Source organism: Bradyrhizobium viridifuturi (assembly GCF_001238275.1).
Classification (GTDB): Bacteria; Pseudomonadota; Alphaproteobacteria; order Rhizobiales; family Xanthobacteraceae; genus Bradyrhizobium; species Bradyrhizobium viridifuturi.
On the sequence record NZ_LGTB01000001.1, the window covers coordinates 46,361 to 63,595 of the forward strand.

General features: G+C 64.4%; 15 protein-coding genes, 1 tRNA gene and 2 riboswitches. Of the genes, 8 read left to right on the plus strand and 8 right to left on the minus strand.

Annotation, left to right across the window (positions count from 1 at the left end; translation table 11 throughout):
* Positions 1-23: 23 nt before the first annotated feature.
* Positions 24-1,331, minus strand: a complete 1,308-nt coding sequence (locus ALC15_RS00225) for a D-amino acid dehydrogenase (RefSeq protein WP_050625561.1) — start codon at positions 1,329-1,331, stop codon at positions 24-26.
* 69 nt (positions 1,332-1,400) lie between these two features.
* A riboswitch (glycine riboswitch) is annotated at positions 1,401-1,514 on the minus strand.
* Between the two features lie 3 nt (positions 1,515-1,517).
* A riboswitch (glycine riboswitch) is annotated at positions 1,518-1,624 on the minus strand.
* 86 nt (positions 1,625-1,710) lie between these two features.
* Entirely contained in the window at positions 1,711-2,841 is a 1,131-nt protein-coding gene (locus tag ALC15_RS00230; protein WP_050625562.1) for a M20/M25/M40 family metallo-hydrolase, read from the minus strand.
* Positions 2,842-3,124: 283 nt separating this feature from the next.
* Here ALC15_RS00230 and ALC15_RS00235 point away from each other — a divergent pair, with 283 nt between their 5' ends.
* Positions 3,125-4,744 carry an ABC transporter substrate-binding protein gene (locus ALC15_RS00235; protein ID WP_050625563.1) on the plus strand — a complete coding sequence of 540 codons (1,620 nt, stop codon included), beginning with the start codon at positions 3,125-3,127 and terminating at the stop codon, positions 4,742-4,744.
* A gap of 141 nt (positions 4,745-4,885) precedes the next feature.
* On the opposite strand, the gene ALC15_RS00240 is transcribed toward ALC15_RS00235, so the two are convergent.
* Positions 4,886-5,206, minus strand: a complete 321-nt coding sequence (locus ALC15_RS00240) for a hypothetical protein (RefSeq protein ID WP_128089384.1) — start codon at positions 5,204-5,206, stop codon at positions 4,886-4,888.
* Between the two features lie 452 nt (positions 5,207-5,658).
* Here ALC15_RS00240 and ALC15_RS00245 point away from each other — a divergent pair, with 452 nt between their 5' ends.
* A complete protein-coding gene (locus ALC15_RS00245; protein WP_200914626.1) occupies positions 5,659-7,629 on the plus strand; it encodes a phospholipase D-like domain-containing protein in 1,971 nt (656 codons plus the stop codon).
* A 69-nt stretch (positions 7,630-7,698) separates the two neighbouring features.
* On the opposite strand, the gene ALC15_RS00250 is transcribed toward ALC15_RS00245, so the two are convergent.
* Positions 7,699-7,785, minus strand: a tRNA-Leu gene (locus ALC15_RS00250).
* A 357-nt stretch (positions 7,786-8,142) separates the two neighbouring features.
* Here ALC15_RS00250 and ALC15_RS00255 point away from each other — a divergent pair.
* Positions 8,143-8,541 carry a twin-arginine translocation pathway signal gene (locus tag ALC15_RS00255; RefSeq protein ID WP_244485855.1) on the plus strand — a complete coding sequence of 133 codons (399 nt, stop codon included), beginning with the start codon at positions 8,143-8,145 and terminating at the stop codon, positions 8,539-8,541.
* 45 nt (positions 8,542-8,586) lie between these two features.
* Here ALC15_RS00255 and ALC15_RS00260 read toward each other — a convergent pair whose 3' ends face one another.
* Entirely contained in the window at positions 8,587-9,789 is a 1,203-nt protein-coding gene (locus ALC15_RS00260; RefSeq protein ID WP_050625566.1) for an FAD-dependent monooxygenase, read from the minus strand.
* Between the two features lie 7 nt (positions 9,790-9,796).
* The gene (locus ALC15_RS00265; protein ID WP_018272338.1) at positions 9,797-10,042 is read right to left on the minus strand and encodes a zinc-finger domain-containing protein; all 246 of its coding nucleotides are present in this window, start codon (positions 10,040-10,042) and stop codon (positions 9,797-9,799) included.
* Positions 10,043-10,276: 234 nt separating this feature from the next.
* Between ALC15_RS00265 and ALC15_RS00270 the strand changes: the two genes are divergently transcribed.
* The 3 genes from ALC15_RS00270 (at position 10,277) to ALC15_RS00280 (ending at position 13,452) form a co-directional block, all read left to right on the plus strand.
* On the plus strand, positions 10,277-11,410 hold the full coding sequence (locus ALC15_RS00270; RefSeq protein WP_050625567.1) for a hypothetical protein: 1,134 nt from the start codon (positions 10,277-10,279) through the stop codon (positions 11,408-11,410).
* Positions 11,411-11,488: 78 nt separating this feature from the next.
* A complete protein-coding gene (locus tag ALC15_RS00275) occupies positions 11,489-12,241 on the plus strand; it encodes an alpha/beta fold hydrolase (protein WP_050625811.1) in 753 nt (250 codons plus the stop codon).
* A 200-nt stretch (positions 12,242-12,441) separates the two neighbouring features.
* Entirely contained in the window at positions 12,442-13,452 is a 1,011-nt protein-coding gene (locus ALC15_RS00280) for a phosphotransferase enzyme family protein (protein WP_050625568.1), read from the plus strand.
* A gap of 11 nt (positions 13,453-13,463) precedes the next feature.
* On the opposite strand, the gene ALC15_RS00285 is transcribed toward ALC15_RS00280, so the two are convergent.
* Positions 13,464-14,981, minus strand: a complete 1,518-nt coding sequence (locus tag ALC15_RS00285; RefSeq protein ID WP_050625569.1) for a hypothetical protein — start codon at positions 14,979-14,981, stop codon at positions 13,464-13,466.
* A gap of 181 nt (positions 14,982-15,162) precedes the next feature.
* Here ALC15_RS00285 and cysE point away from each other — a divergent pair, with 181 nt between their 5' ends.
* Together cysE and ALC15_RS00295 are read left to right on the plus strand one after the other, a co-directional pair.
* Positions 15,163-15,990, plus strand: coding sequence for a serine O-acetyltransferase (cysE, locus tag ALC15_RS00290; protein WP_021077730.1), 828 nt, complete (start codon positions 15,163-15,165; stop codon positions 15,988-15,990).
* 138 nt (positions 15,991-16,128) lie between these two features.
* Positions 16,129-16,341, plus strand: coding sequence for a DUF3126 family protein (locus ALC15_RS00295; RefSeq protein WP_021077729.1), 213 nt, complete (start codon positions 16,129-16,131; stop codon positions 16,339-16,341).
* A 57-nt stretch (positions 16,342-16,398) separates the two neighbouring features.
* Here ALC15_RS00295 and ALC15_RS00300 read toward each other — a convergent pair whose 3' ends face one another.
* Positions 16,399-17,109 carry a hypothetical protein gene (locus tag ALC15_RS00300; RefSeq protein WP_050625812.1) on the minus strand — a complete coding sequence of 237 codons (711 nt, stop codon included), beginning with the start codon at positions 17,107-17,109 and terminating at the stop codon, positions 16,399-16,401.
* Positions 17,110-17,235 lie beyond the last annotated feature (126 nt).

Sequence of the window (17,235 nt, forward strand, 5' to 3'; positions counted from 1 at the left end):
ATTCTTCCTCTCCGGTCGGATAATTAGGGGAAAGCTGCGCGGGCGGGCTCGGTCGCACCGACCTGCGATGGCACCATTGAAGGCGTGTCGAGGTCGCGCCAGTCATCGATCGCACCCGCGATCATCTGTGCCGTCGCGGCCGACAGCGTCCAGCCGAGATGACCGTGGCCGGTGTTGTAGAACACGCCAGGAATCCGCCCCGCGCGCACCACCGGCATCATGTTCGGCATCATCGGGCGCAGGCCGGCCCATGGCATGACCTTCGAGGTGTCGATACCAGGAAAATGATGCCGCACCCAATCCACCAGCGGCTGGATGCGGTCGGCCCTGATATCGCGGTTGAAGCCGTTGAACTCGGCGGTGCCGGCGACGCGGAAGCGGTCGGCGCCGAGCCGGCTGGTGACGATTTTTGCTGCTTCATCGAGCAGGCTGACGGTTGGCGCTGCATCCCGGCTTTGCGGCGCATCGAGCTGCACGGTGATCGAGTAGCCCTTCACCGGATAGACGTTGACGCGGTCGTTGAGCAGGCTTGCGAAGTGGCGGCTTGCCACGCCGGCGCAAACGACAATTCCGTCCGCTTGCAGTTCATGTCGTGTCACGACATCAGCATCATGGGAGGCGGCATCGTTCCAGCCGATGCGGAAACCGCCGTCGCTGCGCGCGATGGTGTCGACATCGGCCTCATGGACGAAGGTCGCGCCGCGGCGGGCGCAGGCGTCGGCGAGGCCGCGCGTGAATTTGTGGATATCGCCGGTCGCATCCGAGGGCGTGAAGAAGCCGCCATAGCAGGCCGTCTGCAGCGCGGGTTCGATGCTGCGGATTTCGTCCGGCGTCACCGGCCGGCGGTCGAGCCCACCCTGTTGCAGCAACGTGTTGACGCGCAGGCCGGCCTCGAAGCCGGCCTTGTCGTGATAGACGTGAAGGATGCCGCGGCGCTCAAGATCGAAGGCGATGTTCTCGCGCTGTGCGATCGAGAACAGGTGCTTGCGCGCTTCGATTGCGAGCTTTGTGGTCTCGATGGTGTTGCTGCGATAGCGCGTGATGCCGCCGACGAACTCGCCGATCCACGAATATTTGTGCCAGCTCGGCTTCGGGTTCATCAGCAGCGGCGCGTCGCTTCGGAGCATCCAGCGCAGCCCCTTCAGAATGGTCGCGGCGCTGTTCCACACCTCCGCATTGCTGGCGGAAAGCTGTCCGCCGTTGGCGAACGAGGTTTCCATGGCGGCGTAGCGATGCCTGTCGAGGACAGTCACCCGGTAGCCGCGTTCGAGCAGGGCATAGGCCGTCGTTACGCCGGTGATGCCGGCGCCAATGATCGCAATGTGTCGCATGATGGTCTTCAGGCTCCCGTGTTGTTAGAGTCGCCGAACCGCCGGTGAAACCGGCTGTTTCAGCGCCCCATCTGTCACGGTACCTGAGAGCTTGATCCGCATCGGGCCTCGGCCAGATGCGAACTATCCCCTTCGGTGGACGTCACGGCCCTTGATGTGCGGTCGTGTCGTCTCTCTCCAGATCGTCCTGACGATACAGTCCTTTTGCCTGAGAGTTTCCGGGGCGGTTGCTCCGTCGGCGCCGAAGCTGACAACACGAATGTTGTCGCTCCGATCTCTCCCGCATCGTCGAGTTGGACGGCCGGACCGTAGGCGAAGCCTCAAAATTGGACAAGGCTAAATTTCGGTCCGGCAGTGCCAACGTGTTGTGCAGTGCAAATCAGTCCAGTGTCGCGAGCAGTGCCGCCATCAGGCGGCCGCGGTCGGCGAGACTGTCGACTTCAATATGTTCGTTGAGCGTATGCGCATCGGCGCCGCGAACCCCGAGGCCGTCGAGGGTAGGGATGCCCATCGCGCCGGTGAAGTTGCCGTCCGATCCGCCGCCGGCGCTGCCGTGCGGCAGATCGAGGCCCATCGCCGCTGCGAGGCCTTTTGCCTTTTCATACAGCGCCATGGTGCCGGCATCCGGCTCCCACACCGGGCGGGTGACGCCGCGCGTTACCTTGAACGTCACGTCATTGGCGGTGCCCGACAGCGCCAGCATGCGCTCGACGCCGCGGTCGAGATCGGCCTGCCGCTTGGCCATGCTGAGCGCTTCGCCGGTGCAGGTCGTCGCGACGCAATTGACCCACTGGCCGCCGTGCACGATGCCGACCGAGAAGGTGCAGTCCTCGGTGGTCATGCCGTCGATGGCAATGATCTGCCGGGCCATTTCCCGGATCGCGGAACGGCCGGACGACAGCGTCGCGCCGGCATGGCTCGGCTTGCCGATGGCTTCGAGATTGAAGCGTGCGATCGCGTAGCGGCCGGTGACGACGCCGTTGTTGGGCCGGCCGGGCTCCGGCACCAGCACATATTTGTTGCGCGCGGCTTCGGCCTCAATGATGTCGCGCGTCGACGGCGTGCCGACCTCTTCATCGGGCGTGAACAGCACGGTGATCGGCAGCGGCGTGGTGAAGGAGGCGCGCGCCAATTGCCTGATCGCCTCGATCGACAAATAGTTGCCGCCCTTCATGTCGAAGATGCCCGGCCCGAAGCACTTGTTGCCTTCGCGCCGCCATTTCAGCTTCTCGATGGTGCCGACGGGGTGCACGGTGTCCAGGTGGCCGGCGATCAGGATGCCGGGCTGGCCTTGCTTCGGATGCGGAAAACGGGCGCGGACGCAGCCTGCGAAGCCCTGGCGTCCCGCGATGCGTTCGATCGTCGCACCCATGATCGCCATCTCGCGCGCGGCGAGATCGAGCATGCGCTCGACCGCGCGCGCGTCCCAGGTCGGGCTTTCGCATTCCACCCAGCTGCGCAGTCCCTGCAACATCGCTTCGGAATCAAAAGGAAGATTGGCGGGGTTCATGACTTCTCTCTCTTCTTGTTTTGCTTGTTGTCTTGTTCGCGCCGATACGCGTTCGCGTATTATACGAAAGGCTCGGGCGAGGACTTTGTAAAGTCAAATGCGCCGAACTTGTCGTTCATTCGTTCGTATACGTTTGATCCTGCCCGAAACCGATTGACGCGCTTGGCGCTTGATGCAAGTCTCGATTTCACAAGCCATACAGCATGTTAGTTCGCCTAAATATCGAACCGCATGCATAACGAATAAGCCGGCTTTGACCAGTTACACGTCAGGAGAGATTTCCATGTTCCCTATCTCGCGTTGGAAGCGTCGCACGCTAGCGGCGGCATTTGCGGCGGTCGCGCTGTCGTTCGCGCCGCAGGAGTTGTCGTTCACCCAACAGGCCATGGCCGCGGACAAGACCATCACTGCGGTGATGCATTCGGATCTGCGCGTCATCGATCCGATCCTGACCACGGCCTACATCACGCGCGATCATGGCTACATGGTCTACGACACGCTGGTGGCGACCGATTCCAACTTCAAGATCCAGCCGCAGATGGCGGACTGGAAGGTGTCCGACGACAAGCTCACCTACACGTTCACGCTGCGCGACGGCCTGAAGTGGCATGACGGCGCGCCGGTGACCGCCGAAGACTGCGTCGCGTCGCTGAAGCGCTGGGCCAAGGTCGACGGCATGGGCCAGAAGCTGATGGACTTCACCGCGAGCCTCGAAGCCACCGATGCCAAGACGATTACGCTGAAGCTGAAGGAGCCCTACGGCCTGGTGCTGGATTCGATCGGCAAGCCGTCGTCGCGCGTCGCCTTCATGATGCCGAAGCGGCTCGCCGAAACGCCGCCGGACAAGCCGATTCCGGAACAGATCGGTTCGGGCCCCTTCAAATTCGTCCAGGCGGAATTCCAGCCGGGCGTGAAGGCGGTCTACGTCAAGAACAAGGACTACGTGCCGCGCAAGGAGCCGGCGAGCTGGACCGCGGGCGGCAAGGTCGTGAAGGTCGACCGCGTCGAGTGGGTCACGATGGCCGATGCGCAGACCGCGATGAACGCGCTGCAGTCCGGCGATATCGATTTCTTGGAGAACCCGTCGTTCGACACGTTGTCGATCCTCGAGGCCGACAAGGACCTGAAGGTCGAGACGCTGAACAAGTTCGGCTTCCAGACGCTCGGCCGCATGAACTTCCTCTATCCGCCCTTCGACAACATCAAGGTTCGCCAGGCGGCGCTGCTGGCGATCAACCAGAAGCAGGTGCTCGACGCGCTGGTCGGCAATCCCAAGTACTACAAGACCTGCGTCGCCTTCTTCATCTGCGACACGCCGTTTGCGTCGGAGATCGGCGGCGAGACGCTGGCGAAGGGCGGCGACATGGCGGCGGCCAAGAAGGCGCTCGCCGAGTCAGGTTACGACGGCACGCCGGTCGTCATCATGGCGCCGGGCGACGTCACCACGCTGAAGGCGCAGCCGGTCGTCGTTGCCCAGCAGCTGCGCGACGCCGGCTTCAAGGTCGATCTGCAGGCGACCGACTGGCAGACCGTGGTGACCCGCCGCGCCAGCCAGAAGGCGCCGAAGGACGGCGGCTGGAACATGTTCTTCACCAACTGGGTGAGCGCCGACGTCTCCAACCCGATCGCCAACCTCTCGATTGGCGGCCAGGGCAAGAATGGCGGATGGTTCGGCTGGGCCGAGGATGCCAAGATCGAGCAACTGAAGGATGCCTTCGTCCGCGCGCCGTCGCTCGACGCGCAGAAGAAGATCGCAGCCGATATCCAGAAGGAAGCCTACGAGCAGGTCATCTACATCCCGCTCGGCCAGTATCAGGGACCGAGCGCGTGGCGGAAGTCGCTGACCGGTGTGCTCGACGGCCCGGCGACGCCGATCTTCTGGAATATCGACAAGTCCGAGTAAGCGCGGCTTGACGCAGAACGGAGTGGCCGGGGCTCGTCCCCGGCCATTTTCGTTTGCGCCGCCGCGCGCAGCGAGGCATGCGGCATGCGCCGCTTATGGCATCGCGACAATGAAGCAGTGATCGGACCGAACCGGTGGCCGCTAGGGCAGGTGGCCTGATCTCGCGCCGCTCGCGCTCGACAGGCTCGTCAGCTGCGTCTGTCCGGTGTCGCCGCCGTTGATCCAGACCGCCGCGCCGGCGGCCAGCGCCAGCAGCACGCAGGCCGTGATTGCGCCGCGGATCCAGCGCTGGTAGATCGCGCGTTCGTCGGGCGGCGCATCGCGGAATGTCTGTGCATTGAGCCCGTTGCTGCAATGCGCCGCGTCGTCGCCGTGCTCGAGGGTGGAAGCGCCGCGATCGGGCGCGGTGGTGTGAACAATCTGATTGCGACCGGCAATCCGATTGCGATCAGCAATCGTCATCGCCCAGCTCCAAAGAAATTGATCTCGGAATGCGAGGGCCGCGAAATGTGCGGCCGGAATTTTCCAACGCGTCAGCATTAGCACAGCCGGCGATCGCGGCGTGTGAAGCGTCCCACAGGTGGAAGACACGATGAGGTGATGGGGGCCGTGCGATCCCCGTCGATCTGCCCAGGCCGTGAGCACGCCGCCTGGCATACCAATTCGGCATGCCGTGTCGTCCGGAAGATGCACAGGCAGCTCGAACCAGGGTTCGCGCGAATGCTTGCGCCGGTCGCCGCGCCCACGGCGATTTGCATGGCAGTTGTCGTCTATTTCACAAACTACCTTGGGTTACCGAGGTAATGTGCTACGGGCCGTTATCGGCGCAGTCCGAAGACATACGGCTTCAGCCGTGCGTGAGCAGTGTCCATTGTTTCGCAGCTGTGGATTCACCCAGCCTCGGGGAAATGATCATGACAATCAATGTCAAGGCCTACGCGAACGCCGATGATATCCTGATCGCCTGGCAGCCGGACACCTGGTCGAACGACTGGGTCGGTTTCCAGCTCGAGCGGCGCAACAACATCACGCAGCAGACGACCGTGCTGTCCAACCGCATTCCGCCGAAGCCCGGCGAGAAGCCGGTGGCGGACGCCGGCATCTCCTCGACCCAATCGCCGTTCCGGCGCTGCATCTGGACCGATCACAGCGTTATCGACACCGAGAACGTCTCCTACCGCGTCACCGCGATGAAGAACGGCGCGAACGGCACGTTCACGCCCGATCCCGCCTCGGTGTCGGCGTGGACCGCGCCGACGGTCGCTTCCGGCGATACGGGCGGCGGTCTGTCGGCCTATTTCAATCGCGGCACCCTGATGTCCCAGATCGTCAGCCGCTTCGTGCATGGCGATACGTCCGACGCCTCGCTGCGCAATTTCGTCAACGGCCTTTCCGATCCGGCAAACCAGGCGCGGCGCTATCTGTCAGGCGACGCCCTGCACGAGATCCTGGCGTTTCTGCACGATGCCGACCTGCGCGGCAGCCAGGTGCATGCCGCGATCTACGAGATGAACGACGAGGAATTGGTCGGTGCGCTGAAGCCGTTCGGAAGCCGCGGCAACGTCCTGCTCGGCAACGGCAGCGCGACCAAACCGAACATCGCGGGCGAGCTCAGCGGCGCCGGCCTGACGGTCAAGCATCGCGATCTGTCGAATGCCGGCAGGTCGTCGCCCAGCGTCCACAACAAGTTCGTGGTCGAGAGCGACGCGCACGGCAACGCCATCCGCGTGCTGACCGGCAGCACGAACTGGACCACCACCGGGCTGTGCACGCAGCTCAACAATGTGCTGATCATCGAGAATGCGGCGATCGCCAAGCGCTACCTCGATCAGTGGGGCAAGCTGGTCGCCGCCGGCAACGCGATGCCGCCCGCCCTGAAGGCGTCGAATTCCACTCCGACCAGCGACAGCAACATCTCGGTCTACTTCGCCGCGACCAACGGCGAGGCGGAGTTCAAGCCGGTGCTGGACCTGATCAAGAACGCCAAGGACGGCGCTCTCTTCCTGATGTTCATGCCGGGGCAATCGCCGCTGCTGAGCGCGCTGCTCGACCGCGCACAGCAGAACGACGTCTACGTCCGCGGCGTGGTGTCGACGATGATGGCCAGCAAGAACGGCGACATCGTCTCGGTCGGCGGCCAGGTCGTGAAATCAGGCGCACCGGCGCAATCCTTCCATGACGACGTCCAGTTGCCACATGGCGTCAACGCCACGAACGAGCCGTCATGGGCCGATGTCGAGTTCAGCGTGTCTCAAATCCGCAGCGCCGGGATGATCGCGATCGTGCACTCCAAGACCATCGTGATCGATCCGTTCTCGGACAATTGCGCCGTCATCACCGGATCGCACAATTTCTCCGTCGCCGCCTCGGAGAAGAATGACGAGAATCTCGTGATCATCCGCGGCAACAAGAAGCTAGCGCAGGCCTACGCGCTGCACATCAACGGCGTCTACGACCACTATTCCTGGCGCGGCTATCTCGGCAGCGGCGGCAATGCGGATCAGATCTATTCGCTCGACGGCTGGAAGCCCGGCGGCGGCAAGGAGCAGGAACTGGACTTCTGGATGGAGGAGCCGGTGCCGCCGCGTCCGACACGCGCAGGCGGTGGTGGCGGCGGGGGCATGGTGCAACAGGCCGGCTCAGCCGGCGGGGCGGCAAAGAAGGCCGCCAAGAAGGCCCCCAAGAAAGTCGCCGCCGCCAAGCGAACCGCCAAGGCGTCAGTCAAGAAGTCGGCCAAGAAATCTTCCAAGAAATCCGCCAAGAAATCTGCGAAGAAATCGGTCAAGAAATCGGCGAAGAAGGCCAAGGCCAAGAAGCCGGCAAAGGCCAAGACGGCAAAGAAGGCCAAGGCCAGAAAAGCGAAGGCCAGGAAATCAAAGCGGTAGCGCTGCGCACGGCGCGCGGACGTGCCTGCAACGATCGTCGGCCTGCCGGCAAGTGGCGGGTCAGATGGTTGGTGCGGGCGGTGGGACTCGAACCCACATGACGTTGCCGTCGAGGGATTTTAAGTCCCTTGCGTCTACCAGTTCCGCCACGTCCGCATTGCCAGATCGTGATCCGTTTCCGCGGAAACGCATCACGATCTCACCTTCTTGTTTGAGCATGATCTTTTCGGAAAGCCGGTTTCCACCTTTCCGGATCATGCTCCAAGGCGCGCCGATTTCTAGCGCGTTTGGTGGCCGAGTGGAATTGTCATTATCCGCTGCTAACAGGTGCGCTTTCAAAGGCTTAAGCTGTGGCCTGCAATTCCATTTGCCTCAGCGGCCGCGCATTGGGATAAGCAGCGCGCCGCCGCGATTGAGCCTCAATCCGGACACCGGCGGCTGCTTTAGGCAATCTCAACACTGTCCGATTAAGAAAGCCGAATGTCTGTTCGTCCCCCACGCCGCCCGAATCTGATGCGCGCGGCAGTTCTCGTTGCTCTGCTCGCCTCGGCCGCCGGCGTTTCTGGCTGCGCGCAGATCGGCGACAGCGTGCCGTCGGCATTCGCCGATCCCGCCAAATACGACCTGTATGATTGCAAGCAGCTCGAGACCGAACGCAAGAGCCTCGCGGCTCGCGCGACGGATCAGGAAAAGCTGATGGCCAAGGCGGAAACCGGCGTCGGCGGTACCGTGGTCTCCGAGATGGTGTATCGCAACGAGCTGATCTCGATCCACTCCCAGCAGAGGCTTGCGGATCAGGCATGGCGTGCCAACAAGTGCCATGAGAGCCCGCCGGACAGCCCCGCCGCCGCACCCGCAGCGCCCACGCCGGCTGCGAAGGGGCCGCGCGCCCCGCGAGGCCTTGTTCACTAGATCAACGTTTCCAGGACAACCGGTTGCCGTGCAGGCCCGCCCGGCTCAGGCGCGCCAGTCGTAGATCCAGTCCTGCCGCGCCAGCATGCGCTCCGGACCGATGGCGCGGATCGCGAGATCGCGCGCGATCGCCAATGGTCCGCTCAGATGATAGATGCGGCCCTGCTGTCGCGCCATGCGCTGCACCTTCAGCACACGTCCGCGCCGCATCTTGGCGTAGCGCTTCAATGCGGCGGGAATGCCTGCGGTGTTTTCGCCGGTGCAATCGGCCAACGCCTTGGCGAGCACCGCCGCATCCTCGATCGCCATGCCGGCGCCCTGTGCGGCAAACGGCAACATCGCATGCGCGGCGTCGCCGATCAGCGCGACGGCTCCTTCGCTCCAGCGGCCGATGTCGGGCAGGGTGAACAGCGCCCATTTGCGCCAGCTGTCGACCGCGCCGATCAGCATCCGCGCGGTGGCAGGCCAGCGCTCCGTGGCGAATGCGCCCTTGATCTCGTTGCTGTCGCCGGGCGCGCTCCAGCCCGGCCGATTCCAGGTGCCCGACACGATCGCCACCACGTTGATCTGGCGTCCGGCGGAGATCGGGTAGGCCACGAGATGAGCGTCCGGGCCCATCCAGAGTTGCACGCGCGGCGCGGTGTGTTCACGGGGCAAGGCTGTTGCGTCCAGCGTGCCGCGCCAGGCGATCAGGCCGGAGAATTGCGGCTGCACATCCGGAAACAAATGTCCGCGTACCGACGACCAGATGCCGTCGGCGCCGACCAGCGCAACGGCCAATTCCTCCTGGCGTGAATTGCCGCGGCGCTGCACGACCGTCAGGCCCTTGGCGTGCTTGGTCACGTCCTCGAACTGGCAGCCGAGCCGCAGATCGATATCGGGATGGTCGTTGACGGCGGCCTGCAATGCGGCCTGCAGATCGGCGCGGTGGATCACCCAATAGGGGGCACCGGCGCGGAACTCGGCCGCCTGGCCGAGCGGCATCCGTGCGATCGCGCCGCCGGAGCGCGCGCTCAGGATGTTGACGGATTCAGGCGTTACCGCGCGCCGCGCCAGCGGCTCCTTGAGCCCGAGTTCGACCAGGATACGGCTGGCATTGGGGGAGATCTGGATGCCGGCGCCGGCTTCCTCGAGCCGCTCGGCCTTTTCCAGCACCACGACGCGAAAACCCTGTGCCGCCAGGGTCAGCGACGCCGTCAGTCCTCCGATTCCGGCGCCGGCAACGATGACGGTTCGCGTCAGCGCCACGGAGCGGTCAGGCGACCTTGTCTTTCAGCACGCATTCCGGCGGCCGCGCTTCGCCGGCAGCGAGGTCGGACGCGAAGCGATAGAGCGTCGAGCAGTACGGGCAGATGATCTCGTTGTCGTTGCCGAGGTCGAGGAACACGTGAGGATGGTCGAACGGCGGGTTGGCGCCCACGCACATGAACTCCTGCGATCCGATTTCGATCACCGAGACACCGGCATCGTTATGGAAGTGCGGGACGACGTGGTCGGACATATTCTCACCTTGGTGGCAACGATGGGCAGACGCAATCAACAGCATGCGGCATCGCGAAATGCCGCGCACCATACTGGCGGGAACAGTTGATTCCTAGAGCCCCGATGGCTCATTTGCTCATGCAAATTCGACACAATCTTGTCGTCCCAGAGAAGCCCTTCTTTGGTCGGAGCCGTTGTGTCGCAAAACGGCACACTATGTCCAAGGCGAATTAAACTTGAGGTTTCAAGCGGAATGAACGGGTTGCGGCTCGGCGTTGCGGTGGCTGGCCTGGCGGTAAGTGCTGCCATGGGCGCAGCTATTTGGCCGCATGCCCGCGACGCTGGTACCGTGCTGTCGGCACGGGATGATGCCGCTGATCTCGCCGACCTCAGGATCAATTCCGTGCTGCGCAACAACCCGGCGTTGATAGAGGATAATATCGAGGCGGCGCTCGCCTCCGGGGACGCTGATCTTGCGGCCAGCTTTGTCGCGCTCGCAGGCGAGAAGAACATCGCGCTGAGTGCGGAACTCACAAAGCGCGTCGACGACGCGCGCGCCGAGCAGTCGTCCACCGCGCATTTCGCCAAGGGCTTCGCCACCGGCCTCGTGACCGGCAACGCCGACGATGTCGCGAGCCTGTCCGGCACGGTTGCGGGCGACCTGTTCGTGTTCGGCGATGTCAGGGATGTCGTGCGCGAGGGCAAGCACCTCGTGATGGGCGAGGACACCGATCAGCTGGTGCTCGGCCTTGCGGCCGCCGGTCTCGCCGTGACCGCGGCGACCTACGTGTCGGTCGGCGGCGCCGGTCCGCTGCGCGCGGGGCTGACGCTGGTCAAGGACACGCGCAAGGCGGGACGGCTGAGCGAGGGGATGATCGAATGGGCCGGGCGCTCGACCCGCGAGATGGTCGACCAGCCGGCGCTGCGCGAGGCGGTCGCATCGGGCTCGGTGCTGCGGCCGGCGGAAACCGCAACCGCCATTCGCGCGGCGTTCCGCGCCGAGAAGGCCGGCGCGCTGGTGCGTGTCGCCAAGGATGTCGGGCGGATCGGTGAAGCGGCCGGCGTTCGCGCCGCGCGGGACACGCTGAAGGTCGCGGAGAACCCGCAGGAGATCGCACGCGCGGCCCGCATCGCCGAGGTGAAGGGCGGCCAGACCCGCGCGATCATGAAACTGCTCGGCCGCGGCGCGCTGCTGCTCGTGGCCGGCACGTTCAATCTCACCATGTGGCTGTTCGGCGCGCTGCTTGCGCTGTTCGGCTTCCTGTCGTCGATCAAGGCCACCACCGAGCGAACCACGGCGTGGTGGCTGAGACGAAGCAAGGCCCTGCGCCTGAAGCGGCAGATGACCGCCCAGGCCGCGCTGGCGAGTATTCCTGCTCAGGGCTAAGCTTGCGGTCGCCGGTCGATCGCCAATCGCAACAACAGAAATCCCAAGAAAAATCCCGAGAACAATACGGAATCGATGATGCCGAGTTTCCATCACGGCGATGTTGAAATTGCCTATATCGACGAAGGCGCGGGCGAACCGATCGTGCTGGTGCACGGCTTTGCCTCGAGCAAGAACGTCAACTGGATCTATCCGACCTGGGTGTCCGAGCTCGTCAAGGCGGGCCGTCGCGTCATCGCGCTCGACGATCGCGGCCACGGTGAATCCGCCAAGCTCTACGACGCCGCGCAGTACGAGATCGCGATCATGGCAAGCGACGTGGTCGCGCTGATGGATCATCTCGGCATCGCGCGCGCCGACATCATGGGCTATTCGCTGGGCTCGCGGATGACCGCGATCCTGGCGCGGGAAAATTCCGACCGGGTGCGCTCGGCGATCCTTGGCGGCATCGGCATCGGGCTGATCGAGGGCGGCGGCCCCGGCGAGACCGTCGCGCTGGCACTGGAGGCGCCGTCGCTCGACGATGTCACCGATCCGGTCGGCCGCACCTTCCGCGCCTTCGCCGATCAGACCCGCTCCGATCGGCGCGCGCTCGCCGCCTGCCTGCGCGGCTCGCGCCGCCTGATGACGCACGAGGAGGCCGCCGGCATCGGCGTGCCGGTTCTGATCGCGGTCGGCAGCAAGGACGAGATTGCGGGCTCGGCGTCAGCGCTCGGCCGGATCATTCCGGGTTCGCGGGTGCTCGACATTCCGAACCGCGACCACATGCGGGCGGTCGGTGACAAGGTCTACAAGACCGGCGTGCTGGATTTCCTCAGCCGACGCGCCTGAGCGAGTGACTGCAGCTACGCCGATCCAATTCGCTGCCGTGGACGATCCCGCGGCTGCATGATAGCTTGTTTGCCTGCTTGCCAGGGTATTCTCATGCCGATCTTGATCGGGGTTCTCTCCGACTTCTGAGCCGATGACACACCGCTGGCCCGTCCCTGGACGGGCCTTGATGCGTTTGTTCATGGCAAGGAGTAGTCAAGGTGGCTTCACCGACACTTCCAGTTCTCTATTCAACGCCGCTTGCCGAGCCGGTGGCTCAGTTCGTTTCGGCGCATTACGCTCTGCCCGGGCCGCTTGAATGCAAGCTACTGGTCCGCGGCTGGAACGACGTCTTCGAAATCCGCGCGAATGGCGACGCCCGGTCCATCCTGCGCATTTCGAAACCCCGCGCGCGCGGGGAGCCGGATGTGGCCACCGAAACGGCGTTTCTCGCCTATCTGGATCGACGCGACATCCCGGTGGCGACCGCCATTCCGACGCGCGGCGGCGCGCTATTCACGTCAGCGCCGTTTCCGGAAGGACAGCGTTGCACTGTCCTGTTTCGCCATGTCGGGGGACGGGCGTCGCAAGCAACGCAATCGGCCGACGATGCCAGGGCAAACGGGATCACGCTGGCGCGCGTCCACGATGTCGCCGATGGCTTTCCATCAGGCGACAGCGGGCGATACCGGCTGGACCTCGATCATCTCGTGCGCCGTCCGCTCTCGGCAATCCTGGCGCTCGAGTGTCTGAGCGAGGCTACCCGCGCGGGTCTGACCGATCTGGCGGCGCGCCTGTCGGCGGATTTGGCGCAGCGTGACGGGCTGAGCTGGACGCGCTGCCATGGCGACTGCCATGGATACAACGCGAACATCGCAGTTGAAGGGCCACGCGCAGGACAAGCGGTGTTCTTCGATTTCGATGAGAGTGGCGCCGGATATCTGGCCTACGACCTCGCCGTGTTTCTCTGGAATTGCGTCATCTTCGGACGGAAGCACCATGCCGCATGGCACGCGTTCATCGGCGGCTACCGCGCGGCACGCGAATTGCGGCACGTTGATCTCGAAGCGGTCCATCTCTTCGTTCCGATCCGCCATATCTGGCTGCTCGGCGAGTGGGCCAGTCGTATCCACGAATGGGGCGAGCAGGCCGTGCCGGCCGATTGGATCGCCGGGCAGCTGGATTTCATGCTGCGCTGGGAACGCGAGATGCTGTCGCCGCGGTTACTTTGATCCGCTCGATCTCATCCCTGCTGGCGCGGGTGCTCGACATTCCGAACCGCGACCACATGCGGGCGGTCGGTGACAAGGTCTACAAGACCGGCGTCATCGACTTCCTGTCGCAGCGCAAATAGCTCGTCGGCGTCGTTCTCGGCATCGTCTTTGGCGAAGGCGCGCGCCGCCGCGATCAGAACCACGAAGGTCGCGACCCACACCATGCGCGCGCCGTAGCGGTCGTGCGGCCCCGAGATCACGCCGCAGATGACGGCATTGCCGAGCAGAGCGAGCGTCACCGTTCCGGCCAGCAGCGTCAGATCGTCGAGCCGTCGCTGCCACAAGCCGCGGCCCAACAGGATCACGACCAGCAGCATCGAGGCCAGCGCGACCGGCACGTGGATGCGGTTGATTGCGGTGAAGTCGAGATGCCATTTCTGTTGCCGCGCCGCGCGCATCGGTGCGACTTGCGCGGGAATGTAGCGCTCGATGATGCCGTAGGTGTGCGGAATCCAGCCGCTGGTGCCTTCGCCGGTCGCGACATGCATGAGCTGGTCGGCGGTTGCGGTCAGCGCCGCCTTGGCCTGCCATGCCGGATATTCGGCCAGCGAGCGCTTCACGATATAGCCCATCTCGTCATTCAGTCCCTGGAAGCGGCCGAGCGTGTTGAACATGCTGTGGCCCCACAGGAAGTCGTCGGCGGTCGGCGGCAGCTCGTCGCGATAGGGGCAGAGCTTCAGGGTCTCCTTCGCGCAGTTGTCGCGCAGATATTGCGTGACGATGCCATCCTGCAGCATGCGGCCGAACGCGACGCCGATGCCGCCGGGCGTCCACGCCAGCTGTCCGGACAGCGCGAAATTTGCCGCCAACAGCATCGCCGCGCCCGCGACGATGGTCAGGCTGCCCTGCACGAGGCCTGCGATCGGGACGCGCCGGCCGAGCCACGGCCGCAGCATCCAGCCGACGCAGCACAGGCCAAACAGCACCCCGAGCGTTGCGCTGTGGGTCGCGGCGGAGAACGCGACGAAGGCGAACAGCACCGCCTTCTCCAGCGTCGAAATCCTGTCGCCCTGCAGGATGAGGATGAAGAGCGCGAGCACAGAAAGGCCGGCGAAGATGTCGGTCAGCAGCATGCTGGCGAGCCAGGGCAGGGCGGTGGTTGCGATCAGCGCGAGGCTGATCGCGATCAGCCGGACCGGCCGGGCGAGGCCGAACGCGCGCAGGGTCAGTTGCAGGATCCACAGCGTCGCCAGCGTCTGGATGCCGAGGTTGAGCCAGAAGCCGGATGTCTCGCCGGCATGGAGGTAGATGCCGAACACCGTGGACCGGCTCGGTACCAGATAGCCCTCATACCAGCGCGCCAGATAGCCGCCGGTATCCCACTGGAGCAGCGGATAGCCGTTCCAGAAGGCAGGCGCGAGCAGGAGGAGGGGAATGGCGATGGTGGCGATCCAGACCGACCGTGCATCGGTCAGGCGGCCGCGTAACGTCCGGGTATTGATGATGTTTCCCCCTTTTATTGGGGCCGACCATGCCCAAAACCACACTGCAGACGAAATCCGCCAATAGTTGCAGAAGCACGGCTTGATTTCGGCAAAATCCCGACCAACTCCCTTAGACGCCGGTCCGGGGGCGTAGGGGTGGGTTTACCGTACCGAGCCCTCCCGGGACGCGCTGGGTCCACCGTGCTATAACGCACATCAGAACAACCGAATTGCGAGAGCAGCTATGGCAGTTCATCAGGTCAATCCGCAGGGGAGCAAGCTCGCGGCGCTCGATCCGATCTGGGATCGGATCCGCGGCGAGGCGGAGGACATTTTGCGGCGCGAGCCGGAGCTCGCATCCTTCATCTATGCGACCGTGCTGCATCATGAGCGCCTGGAAGATTCGGTGGTCCATCGCATTGCCGAGCGGCTCGACCACGCCGCGCTGTCGGGCGATCTGATCCGCCAGACCTATGGCGAGGCGCTGCGCGACGAACCCGATATCGGCAACGCGTTCCGCGCCGATCTCGTCGCCGTCTATGACCGCGATCCCGCCACCTCGCGCTTCATCGATCCCTTGCTCTACTTCAAGGGTTTTCATGCGTTGCAGACCCATCGTCTGGCGCACTGGCTCTATCAGAAGGGCCGCAAGGACTTTGCCTTCTATCTGCAGAGCCGCTCCTCGGCAGTGTTCCAGACCGACATCAATCCGGCGGCCAGGATCGGCCGCGGCATCTTCCTCGATCATGCCACCGGTTTCGTCTGCGGCGAGACCGCCGTCATCGACGACGATGTCTCGATCCTGCATGGCGTCACGCTCGGCGGCACCGGCAAGGAGAACGAGGATCGCCATCCGAAGATCCGCCACGGCGTGCTGATCGGCGCCGGCGCCAAGATCCTCGGCAACATCGAGATCGGCCATTGCGCGCGCATCGCGGCGGGCTCCGTCGTGGTCAAGCCTGTTCCGCACAACGTCACGGTCGCAGGCGTGCCGGCCAAAATCGTCGGCGAGGCCGGCTGTGCCGAACCTTCGCGCACCATGGACCAGATGCTCAACGCGATCGGTCTTTGATTTCATTCGCTTTCTGATCGGCAGCGCATTTTTGCGTGTGCTCAACATCACGTCGCCAAAGCCTGAAAAGGCTCTGGCGATCTTTGCCGTCTCGTCCTAAAACCTCCCCGAAAATCATCGACCCGATTGGAGACGGCCGTGGACGTTCAGGAAGTCAGGAAGCTCGACGCGTATCTGAAGCGCGTGTTCAGCAATCCCAAGATCCGCGTGGTGCCGCGGCCCAAGAAGGACGACTCGGCCGAGGTCTATATCGGTGAGGAGTTCATCGGCGTGCTGTTCGTCGACGACGAGGACGATGATCGCTCGTTCCAGTTCCAGATGGCCATCCTGGAAGAAGACCTGGCCGAGTAAGGCGGAACAGCCTCTGCTTGTTAAGTCGTCACTGCGATGCTCGCAGTGACGAACAGGTTACCCCTTCGCGCTGTGCATCTGCGCGGAGAGGCGGATCATCGCGGTGGCGATGTCGCGCCATTGCGCGAGCCAGCTGCGTGGGAAGCGGAAAGTCAGATCGGCGCCCTCGATGCGCTGCTCGCTCAGACACATGCCGGGTGTCGAGGTGTCGCGCGTGCAGCGCGCGACGAGCTGCGGCTCGGCCGCGGTGTACAGGTCCTCGCCGCCATAGGGCGTGCCCTCGCGGAACGCGCGCGCCGTCAGGCCGTCATCGGTATTCGCACGATCGTCGAGATAGCGCGGATAGATCGTGCGCAGCCGCATGTCCGGCGCGAGTGAATCGTGGTGGGCCGCGATCGACACGAAGATCCGGTCGATCGGCTGCACCTTGTCCTCGACCGTGTCGGCGCTGTAGTGCTTCGGCGCGGCGGGCGCCTCCAGCGACGGATAGAGGAAGCTCAGATCGACGCGCTCCTGCGGCCCGGAATGGCGCTGGATCTTCATGCGCACCGCCATCGTCGGCACGTTGAACAGCGTGCCGCCGACGCTGACCGGCAGCCGCGACGGATCGCTCACCGGGATGGTCGTATAGGTCGGCCACAACAGGTAGGCGACGAGCGCAATCGCGCCGGCCGCGATGACCGCCGAGGCGATGATCGGGACGAGATGCGCGCGTGGATTGCGGCGGGTGTCGCGGGCGAGATGCTGGGCGGTCGACAGAAGCGTCATGAACGAGGCAAAGACCGGGTCGGGGGTGGTCGAATCACCTGCCGAATATGCCATGAGGCGAGCAATTTCCGTACGATTCCAACGGAATCCCTCGGCGAATGGCCATGCGCAAACGCCAAGCCAGGC

Coding starts and splice junctions, on each gene's coding strand:
- ALC15_RS00265 (WP_018272338.1), bottom strand. CDS start 10,042: ATGTCCGACCACGTCGTCCCGCACTTCCATAACGATGCCGGTGTCTCG.
- ALC15_RS00230 (WP_050625562.1), bottom strand. CDS start 2,841: ATGAACCCCGCCAATCTTCCTTTTGATTCCGAAGCGATGTTGCAGGGA.
- ALC15_RS00300 (WP_050625812.1), bottom strand. CDS start 17,109: ATGACGCTTCTGTCGACCGCCCAGCATCTCGCCCGCGACACCCGCCGC.
- ALC15_RS00225 (WP_050625561.1), bottom strand. CDS start 1,331: ATGCGACACATTGCGATCATTGGCGCCGGCATCACCGGCGTAACGACG.
- cysE (WP_021077730.1), top strand. CDS start 15,163: ATGGCAGTTCATCAGGTCAATCCGCAGGGGAGCAAGCTCGCGGCGCTC.
- ALC15_RS00240 (WP_128089384.1), bottom strand. CDS start 5,206: ATGACGATTGCTGATCGCAATCGGATTGCCGGTCGCAATCAGATTGTT.
- ALC15_RS00270 (WP_050625567.1), top strand. CDS start 10,277: ATGAACGGGTTGCGGCTCGGCGTTGCGGTGGCTGGCCTGGCGGTAAGT.
- ALC15_RS00245 (WP_200914626.1), top strand. CDS start 5,659: ATGACAATCAATGTCAAGGCCTACGCGAACGCCGATGATATCCTGATC.
- ALC15_RS00275 (WP_050625811.1), top strand. CDS start 11,489: ATGCCGAGTTTCCATCACGGCGATGTTGAAATTGCCTATATCGACGAA.
- ALC15_RS00255 (WP_244485855.1), top strand. CDS start 8,143: ATGCGCGCGGCAGTTCTCGTTGCTCTGCTCGCCTCGGCCGCCGGCGTT.
- ALC15_RS00235 (WP_050625563.1), top strand. CDS start 3,125: ATGTTCCCTATCTCGCGTTGGAAGCGTCGCACGCTAGCGGCGGCATTT.